Source organism: Microcystis sp. LE19-8.1F, assembly GCF_027531715.1.
Classification (GTDB): domain Bacteria; phylum Cyanobacteriota; class Cyanobacteriia; order Cyanobacteriales; family Microcystaceae; genus Microcystis; species Microcystis wesenbergii_A.
In genome coordinates, this window is record NZ_JAPZSO010000141.1 from 1 (window position 1) to 8,028 (window position 8,028).

General features: G+C 46.7%; 11 protein-coding genes. 3 read left to right on the forward strand and 8 right to left on the reverse strand.

Annotated features, from left to right (window positions below; all coding sequences use genetic code 11):
* From O9334_RS14060 to O9334_RS14080, 5 genes are all read right to left on the reverse strand, one after another.
* Positions 1-257 (reverse strand): type II toxin-antitoxin system RelE/ParE family toxin (locus tag O9334_RS14060; RefSeq protein ID WP_288000645.1); only part of this gene is annotated, 257 nt, incomplete at its 3' end.
* Positions 258-268: 11 nt separating this feature from the next.
* Positions 269-3,067 carry a tetratricopeptide repeat protein gene (locus O9334_RS14065; protein WP_288000647.1) on the reverse strand — a complete coding sequence of 933 codons (2,799 nt, stop codon included), beginning with the start codon at positions 3,065-3,067 and terminating at the stop codon, positions 269-271.
* Positions 3,068-3,106: 39 nt separating this feature from the next.
* A complete protein-coding gene (locus O9334_RS14070; protein WP_288000650.1) occupies positions 3,107-3,715 on the reverse strand; it encodes a COP23 domain-containing protein in 609 nt (202 codons plus the stop codon).
* A gap of 58 nt (positions 3,716-3,773) precedes the next feature.
* Complete coding sequence (locus tag O9334_RS14075) at positions 3,774-4,874, reverse strand: S1C family serine protease (RefSeq protein ID WP_288000652.1); 1,101 nt, start codon at positions 4,872-4,874, stop codon at positions 3,774-3,776.
* Between the two features lie 260 nt (positions 4,875-5,134).
* Positions 5,135-5,629 carry a tetratricopeptide repeat protein gene (locus tag O9334_RS14080; RefSeq protein WP_288000655.1) on the reverse strand — a complete coding sequence of 165 codons (495 nt, stop codon included), beginning with the start codon at positions 5,627-5,629 and terminating at the stop codon, positions 5,135-5,137.
* 178 nt (positions 5,630-5,807) lie between these two features.
* On the opposite strand from O9334_RS14080, the gene O9334_RS14085 reads away from it, so the two are divergent.
* Positions 5,808-6,365: a Uma2 family endonuclease gene (locus tag O9334_RS14085; protein ID WP_194013943.1), complete on the forward strand. Its 558-nt coding sequence runs from the start codon at positions 5,808-5,810 to the stop codon at positions 6,363-6,365.
* A 45-nt stretch (positions 6,366-6,410) separates the two neighbouring features.
* Here O9334_RS14085 and O9334_RS14090 read toward each other — a convergent pair whose 3' ends face one another.
* Positions 6,411-6,599, reverse strand: coding sequence for a hypothetical protein (locus O9334_RS14090; RefSeq protein ID WP_079205652.1), 189 nt, complete (start codon positions 6,597-6,599; stop codon positions 6,411-6,413).
* Positions 6,600-6,766: 167 nt separating this feature from the next.
* Between O9334_RS14090 and O9334_RS14095 the strand changes: the two genes are divergently transcribed.
* Positions 6,767-7,057, forward strand: a complete 291-nt coding sequence (locus O9334_RS14095) for a DUF4160 domain-containing protein (protein WP_002797746.1) — start codon at positions 6,767-6,769, stop codon at positions 7,055-7,057.
* A complete protein-coding gene (locus O9334_RS14100) occupies positions 7,041-7,289 on the forward strand; it encodes a DUF2442 domain-containing protein (protein WP_002785172.1) in 249 nt (82 codons plus the stop codon). The genes O9334_RS14095 and O9334_RS14100 overlap by 17 nt, the downstream gene beginning before the upstream one ends.
* Positions 7,290-7,479: 190 nt before the next feature.
* Here the strand turns inward: O9334_RS14100 and O9334_RS14105 are convergent, their stop codons facing one another.
* A complete protein-coding gene (locus O9334_RS14105; RefSeq protein ID WP_002804649.1) occupies positions 7,480-7,791 on the reverse strand; it encodes a hypothetical protein in 312 nt (103 codons plus the stop codon).
* The coding region (locus O9334_RS14110) for a type II toxin-antitoxin system RelE/ParE family toxin (protein ID WP_287999763.1) at positions 7,788-8,028 on the reverse strand (241 nt) is incomplete at its 5' end. The genes O9334_RS14110 and O9334_RS14105, both read right to left, overlap by 4 nt.

Here is an 8,028-nt window from a genome sequence, read left to right on the forward strand (position 1 = left end):
CCTCCTACTAGCATGATAGCTTGACGGATAGGATCGAAAGCAAAAAGCACTCGCCAAGGTTGTCCTTGATGCTGTACTCGCAATTCTTTAAGGTTGGGGTAACGACTGCCTTGAAGAGTGTCAACATAAGGTCGTCCTAACAAGGGTCCTTTTTGTTTAAGTAGCCCAATATAAGCCAAGATTGAATCTTGTACAGTTTCTTCTTGTTCGTATAGCCAATCTCGAAAGGCTTCATCAAAGATAATATTCCATTCCATCTTTTTTTGTCCTAATTTTTACTCATTTCTTGGCGAATCATGCTGATTAGTTTTTGAGCTTGTTGATAACCTGCTTCATTCCCTTGTTGACGATATAATTCTGAGGCTTTTTCGGCATCAGCAAGGGCTTTTGGAAACTCTCTTGTCAGGGCATAAACAACCCCCCGATTGACGTAAGCCAAAGCATCATTAGGATTAATGTCAATGGCTTTGTTGTAGTCAGAGAGGGCTAAATCGTATTTCTGCAAGTCAGAGTAAAGAACCCCCCGATTGTAGTAAGCCATAGCATCATTAGGATTAATGTCAATGGCTTTGCTGTAGTCAGAGAGGGCTAAATCGTATTTCTGCAAGTCTTTGTAAAGATTCCCCCGATTGTAGTAAGCGTTAGCATCATTAGGATTAATGTCAATAGCTTTGCTGAAGTCAGAGAGGGCTAAATCGTATTTCTGCAAGTCAATGTAAAGAATCCCCCGATTGTAGTAAGCCTCAGCAACATTAGGATTAATGTCAATGGCTTTGTTGTAGTCAGAGAGGGCTAATTCGTATTTCTGCTGGTTATGGTAAAGAAGCCCCCGATTGTTGTAAGCCATAGCATCATTAGGATTAATGTCAATGGCTTTGTTGTAGTCAGAGAGGGCTAATTCGTATTTCTGCAAGTCTTTGTAAAGAATCCCCCGATTGTTGTAAGCCTTAGCATAATTAGGATTAATGTCAATGGCTTTGTTGTAGTCAGAGAGGGCTAATTCGTATTTCTGCAAGTCAGAGTAAAGAAGCCCCCGATTGAGGTACCAAGCAGCACGGGGAGCGAGATTAATTGCCTGATTAATCGCCGCTAATCCTTCATCATAGCGTTTTAATTGATATAATACTGCCAATTTCTCGTTATAGGAATTGGGGTTATTGGGAACCAGAGAAATCGCCTGATTAATCACCGTTAATGCTTGCTCATAATTTTCTAAATAGCGATAAACAACACTTTGCTTTTGTAAAATACTACTGTGAAACTTCTTTAAATTTTCCCGTTTAGGTAAGGTATTAATCGCTTGTTGCAAAGCTTCTATAGCTGGTTGATGTTCGCGTAATTCAAATAACGCTAATCCCTTACCATACCAGGCTAAATAGACATTATCGGGGTCATTTTGCTTAATCGCTTCATCAAAGGCTTTAATTGCTTCCTGATCCCTTGCTAACCGCCATAATTGTCCCCCCCTTTGTATCCAAATATCCGCCTTCGCATTGGTATTAGGGACAATAACACCAGTAATCGCTTGAATAATTTCTTGTTGTTGTTGCGGACTAACTTGGGGTTGAGCAGTGGTTAATAATTGCGGTTTTACCTTCAATCTTTCTTGCAATCCGATAAAAGTGCTAATAGGAATCCCTAAACTATACCCTAACTGAATTTCCGTTACCCCTGCTGTTTCCGAACTTCCATGAATCCCTATTACTCTCCCCTGAGAGTCTAAGACTGCACCGCCACTCATGCCCCCAAATGTGATGCTGGTATAAACTAATTCATAGCCTTCGGTTAAAGAAGCAACACTTTGTAATGTTCCCCCTTGTTTATTCCTTAAAGGACTTTGGCGGGTTTGTAGTAATCCCCGTTCTTTCTCGTCAATTGTACCGCCACTAAACAACCATTTCGAGGGATTTTGTCCAATTTTGGCGAAGCCTGCGGCAAAAACAAAATCATCGGTATTTGGGTTATAATTCGCTATTTCCGCAACGGGATAATTGTCCTGGCTTTCAAACTGAAAAACTGCTAAATCTACCCCTTCCTGCCGAATGATGGTGCTTTTCTCGATTTTTCGAGTTTTGCCGTCCCTGGTGACGACGGTGTAGGTGAAATTGACACAGGTTTTCTCCTCGGCGATTTTTTCGCAGAGGACGTGAGCGGCGGTTAAAACTGTGTAAATATTCCCTTCTTTAGCGATAATTACGCCACTTCCATTGGCTGTACTGCTACTATCAATCCGGACGGTGAAACCCTTGGCTTTTGTTTCTAATTCGGCGATATAGTCAGTAGGGGCGGTGGTTTCTATATCGGGGTTCACCTGCGGTAGGGGTAGGTTATAGGCGCTGAGGATTTCGGGACGGATGTAGGTTAATAGGGTATGAAGGGGAATGCCCCAGTTAACCGCTCTCATCTGTTGGATTTCTGCGTCTGTGGGTTTTGTGCCGTCCTCGTAGGTGTAGTTAGAGAGAATCGGATGGGCCGATCGCCCGTTAATGCCGATTAACTCATCCTCGAAAAAGATACCACCGCCACTCATTCCCTGCACGATATCGCCACTATAACCGACGCTGTAGCCCTCCCGGAGGGGTCGATCGCTTGTTTGTTCAATTTTCCCGTTATCGGTGGTGTACTGCCCCGTTTCTGCGGAATAACCGGTTACAGTGATATCTAGTTCCGCTTCCAGGTGAATGGCGCTAATTTTAGCGATCGCATAATCCCGGGTATCGCTAAACTCCAGTAGGGCCAGATCCTTATCTTCCAAAAGGGAATTCGGCGCGATCGAGGCTGTGCGGGTTTGGCCGTCGTGGGTTTGGATCTGTAGGGTGGTCGCGCCGCGGGTAACGTGAGCGTTGGTCAAAACGAGGTATATACTGCCTTTTTTCCCGATAATGATTCCCGATCCCCGATTTATCTCGCTAGTAATCTTAACAGTGACTTGACGGATCGATCGCTCGATCTGCGCGTTTGGGCTGTCTTCCGCCACGATCGCCGGAGCAGAGAAAGGGGATAGCGCTTTAACCGGTACGACGGGCAGAAGTAGGAGGCTTAGGAGTAGGGGAAAGGGTTTCAACATGGTTATTATGGGGAAATTCGGGGTAAAACAGCGAAAATTCTAGCGGGTGGGAACGCAATTATTTTGCGGGCCAGCCGATCTCGTACCACAGGGCGCGTCGCGATCGGCGAGTGGTGCTTTGGCGAAAAACTCCGTCATCGAGATATAGGTTTTATCTCCGGAACTCTGGAGGAGCATATCCGAGCTTTTCCCCTCTAGGATGTCCATGAGTTGTTGCAAGACCAGATCGGGGTTATCGTGGGGTTTGAGGGTAAAAAGTTGGCTATTGCCGTCGCAGGGATCGCCGGATCGTGAAACGCTGCAGATGATCGGGTATCCCTTCGCCCGGCCGGTGGTAAGGTAGTTAAAACGCCCTTGATTATATGCTTTCTGGAAATTTTGCGTGACTTCCTGGCAACGAACCGGGGAACGTTTGGAGAAATATTCCGATTTCCAGCCGATAATCCGCACATTGCCGTTCCTTTCGGGAATCCAAGCGAGGGTGGCGGGGATTTTCTCTCCCGATGCGCGATCGAACACCTCTTTACAGAAGAAGGTGACGCGATTCGGGGTGGTCGATTGGCTGAAACCGGGGGCGATACCACCGAGGAGGACAGTGGCGAGGAGGCCGACGCAAGCGAGACGGTGGGAAATATATCTAGAGTTCATAGGGATAGTTCCTCAGAAAATAGGGATTAGAATCGTGATTAGGGTCAAAATGGGTTATTTAAGGGTTAGCGGCGGCGTTGAGGGTGTAGCGACCCGATTCACCCCCTTCGCGAGAGGTAGCCACTAGGATATAAACTCCATCGGCGGGTAATTCGGTTACAAGTCGAGCGTTAAAATCCCCGGGGGCGCGATCGACGCGCTGGTCACTACGGGCGACCTGTGGGTATTTTGTCCCCTCGGAAGATTGGAGAACGCGATAGAGGACAAGATAGGGAGCGATCTCGTTGCTGTTCATATCCAGAACGATTTTCTGTCCGGCACGACCCTCGAACCCGTAATATTGCTCGTTTTGGTCTTTGGTCAAGTTGCCTTGAACGGTCTGACCGTTAAGAGGGAGGGCGAGTAACTGTATCCGATCGTCCTGTCCTAATGTTGAGACGGTGGAGACATCGCCTGTTTTAACTGCGGTGAGGAAAGCTTGCAGGCGATCGAGGGAAACGGCGAAATTAATGCCGCTCTGGGTAAGGCCGATCGGGTTTCCCGCACCGTCGTAAACGTAACTCCCGATATCGCCTGCGACGTTAACCCCCACCACTTCCCCCCGTGAATTCAAAAGCGGCCCGCCGGAATTGCCTTTGTTGATATTAGCGTTGTGTTGCACAATGCCTTTTTCGGGGTCGAGACGGCTGATAATGCCCTGGGTGAGGGTATTTTGATAGTCTTCTTCTAGGGGTGTACCGATGACGAAAACGCTTTCGCCGACCTTGGCGGAGTTCGGACGGGCGAGGGGAAGATAGGGCAGGTTTTGGCGGTTATAAATCCGCAGGACGGCCAGATCCACGCCATTTTTAGCGAAGCCGATCACGTCTGCCGAGGCCTGCTGTCCGTTGGAAAATTTCACCGTCACCACCCGGGGGCCGTCCGCAACAACGTGGGCGTTGGTAATGATGATACCGTCGGGACTGACGAGAAAGCCGCTACCGTGGCCGCTGCCATTTTTGACGGTGACGACGGCGGGGCTGGCTTTCTGATAGACTCTAGAAGCGGTCTGCTCCTGGGCGAGGAGGGGTGGAACGTTTTCCATCAGGAAGCCTCCTGGTTGAACCAGTAGGCCAGTGGTGGCCAGTAGCACCGATAGGGTGAAAGTAATTGGTTTCATCGGGTTGGCTCCTCTTTAGTCGAGGGATACTTGCAAGGATGTTATCGTTGGTTTTTTTCCAATTATGCGATCAAGTTTTAAGTCCTCAGGTTGCTTTTTTCACAAAAGTTTAGAGGGGGAGAGCGATCGCTCTCCCTTGCAACTTATACCATTTTTCTTTATTCTTGGCAGGTATCTTACCCCCCCTTGCCCCCCCGACGTCGGGGGGGTTGGGGGTGAGGGCGATTAACCATCTCTGCCATTACTTATGAAAAATGGTATTACGCACCTATCTGCCGTAGTGCTTCTATGGCGCTGTTGTACATTTCTGTGTTTCCCTGCTGGCGAAATAATTCGGCGGCCGTTGTTAGATCGGCGATCGCATTTTGTCTCTGGTTAAATGCGAGATGGACGTATCCGCGGAAATGGTAAGCGTAGGCAGCGCGGGGGTTTAGTCGGATCGCGGTGTTCAGGTCTTGAAACGCCGGCCGCCATTGTTCGCGAATCGTGTAAATCATGCCCCGACTGAGGTAAGCTTCGCTATAGTCCGGATCGAGTTCGATCGCTCTGGTGAATTGAGCGAGGGCGAGATCATATTTTTCCTGTTGGATGTAGTCAATTCCCCGGTTAAAGTGGGCGATCGCTTCTTTGTAGTTCGCTTGAGTGATCAGGGTTTCGGCTGGTTGTCGGCCTTCTAGGGCGATGACGGGGCGAACAGTGGCGAGGGTGGAGAGGCCGATTAGGCTGACGGTGGTGAGAAGGGCGAAGGATTTCATGGGTAGTTCCTCGGTGAGGATGATTTGAGCTTCTACCTAATTCATCGGTTGCTTTTTTGGGAATATGCAGGATAGGGCGATCAATTTTTTTTCCTTTCGGGTACAAAAGGAAAAAGCGCGGCAATCGGCATCGCTTTGTTATCATTTAGTGAAAAATACTTGTTTTTTTTGATGCAATATGGTAAGCAAATCCCCGACGATTACTGATGCGGAATTAATTCGCCTCAGTTGTCAGAACCCGGAATTACGCTTTGAACGCAATGCAGATGGAACCTTAGTCACTATGGCACCGATCGGAAGTATTTCAGCGAATCGAGAACTGAAAGCCGGCGCTCGCCTGCTCTACTGGGTCGAACAGAACGGGTTAGGAGAGGTATTTAGTTCTAGCGGCGGTTTTAAACTGGCCAATAGCGCGGTACGCTCTCCCGATGTGGCTTTCGTGGCGAGAGAACGTTTACCGTCCGGTTGGCAGGAAAGGGAGGATGAATTTCTCGATCTCGCGCCGGATTTCGTGATCGAGATCCGTTCTAAAACCGATAGTTTATCCAAGTTAAAGCGGAAAATGGAGGAGTATCGGGAGAACGGGGTGAAGTTAGGATGGTTGATCGATCGCCACAATAAACAGGCTTTCGTCTACCGTCAGGACGGGACGATTACCTGTTATCCCGAGAACGCGATTTTAAGCGGGGAAGATGTGGTTCCGGGGTTCACCCTAGCGCTAGAAATCTTGCTGTAAGATCGATCGCTTTTTTCGGGGTGAGATTCAAAATCGATCGAGTATCTAGACCGCGCCTAATTGCCGTAGGAATTGCAGGGCTTTTTCGCGTGCTGGCGCGTTCCCTTGCTGGCGGAACAGTTCGGCGGCTTGTCGGAAATCCTCGATCGCTTTTTCCTTGTCTAGCCGATAGACGTAAGGAACCCCAACAATAGACCCAAGGAAACCCAACAAAAAGGAAACCCAACAATACACCCAAGGAAACCCAACAAAAAGATTCAGACGGATTTAGATTTTGGGTGTTGGGTTTCGCTCCGATGACCCAACCTAGGAAAGGATGCGATCGCTTTTCGTTCTCTAAAACAGTGATCGCACCAAGATGACAAGCACTGTAGCATAACCCACCGAATATTATAAAATTGATGGTGCGTTACATTTCATGCTTGGCGAAATCCGGCAAAATAAGCTTTAACCTCATGCCAGAAATTTTCAGACTGGAAGGCTATGTTTTCTTTTTCTATGCCAATGAAGGCAATGAACCCATGCACGTTCACGTTCGACGGGGCGGCGGATATGCTAAATTTTGGCTAGAGCCGCTAGAATTGGATTATGCTAAAGGTCTAAAAACCAAAGAAATTGTTCGGGCTGAAGTTATCATTACAGAAAATATAGAAATAATACGGAGGAAATGGCACGATGTATTTGGTACATGAAAGCATAGTAAAAGCTCAAAAAGTTTGGGTTGAAGATAAATGGATTTGTATTCGTTTAGAAGACGATAGAGAAATTCGTTTTCCTGCTTATAAAAATAAACGCTTATCAAAAGCAACCTTTGAACAATTAGCAGAGGTTGAGTTAATTTGTGATGGCACGGGATTACATTGGGAAACCTTAGATGAGGATTTGTCCATCATTGGCATTTTAGAAGGAAGATTGGGTGCTTAAATGTTAAATGCTTAAAAAAAATCGGCTCTACCGAACCTAGTAATCATAGCAATTATCGTCGATTGGGTTGACGTAAGGAAACCCAACAAAAAGATTCAGACAGATTTAGGTGTTGGGTGTTGGGTTTCGCTTTTCCTGAGAATTGAGAGGTTTTCTTGAACATATTTATTCCCTCAAACCAACCTAAAAACTACGGGCGCTCACTACTTAATTTAATCACTTGTTGCTCAGGAAATTTAAGGGTAAGTTCCCATTCTCCCCCTAATTCCCTCATCATACGGGTTAAATTTTCTAGGGTAAGATGTTGTTTTAAATCATCCGATTTTGCTGAGAAACAGGGCTGTTCACTTTCGCTTTCCGTGATTTCTTCAGAAGAAAGTCCTAGGCGTTGAAGAAGTTCATCAATGATTTGCATTTCTTGTAAAAGCTCTTGGGTTTTAGCTTCAATTTTTGCCCTTCTTTCAGAGGGCAGTTTATCCATTTCTTCATCAAAGGTAATCATAGATTTTGCTCCGTTAATGTTTTTAAATAGGCTTCAAATCTTTTTTCAGCGATGGGAATGTTTTTTTCATACCATCTTTTATCGCCAGTTTTATTTCCTCCTACTAGCATGATAGCTTGACGGATAGGATCGAAAGCAAAAAGCACTCGCCAAGGTTGTCCTTGATGCTGTACTCGCAATTCTTTAAGGTTGGGGTAACGACTGCCTTGAAGAGTGTCAACATAAGGTCGTCCTAAC

Excerpts from the sequence above, each read along its gene's own strand:
- O9334_RS14065 (WP_288000647.1), bottom strand. The coding sequence starts at position 3,067 with ATGTTGAAACCCTTTCCCCTACTCCTAAGCCTCCTACTTCTGCCCGTC.
- O9334_RS14070 (WP_288000650.1), bottom strand. The coding sequence starts at position 3,715 with ATGAACTCTAGATATATTTCCCACCGTCTCGCTTGCGTCGGCCTCCTC.
- O9334_RS14075 (WP_288000652.1), bottom strand. The coding sequence starts at position 4,874 with ATGAAACCAATTACTTTCACCCTATCGGTGCTACTGGCCACCACTGGC.
- O9334_RS14080 (WP_288000655.1), bottom strand. The coding sequence starts at position 5,629 with ATGAAATCCTTCGCCCTTCTCACCACCGTCAGCCTAATCGGCCTCTCC.
- O9334_RS14085 (WP_194013943.1), top strand. The coding sequence starts at position 5,808 with ATGGTAAGCAAATCCCCGACGATTACTGATGCGGAATTAATTCGCCTC.
- O9334_RS14095 (WP_002797746.1), top strand. The coding sequence starts at position 6,767 with ATGGTGCGTTACATTTCATGCTTGGCGAAATCCGGCAAAATAAGCTTT.
- O9334_RS14100 (WP_002785172.1), top strand. The coding sequence starts at position 7,041 with ATGTATTTGGTACATGAAAGCATAGTAAAAGCTCAAAAAGTTTGGGTT.
- O9334_RS14105 (WP_002804649.1), bottom strand. The coding sequence starts at position 7,791 with ATGATTACCTTTGATGAAGAAATGGATAAACTGCCCTCTGAAAGAAGG.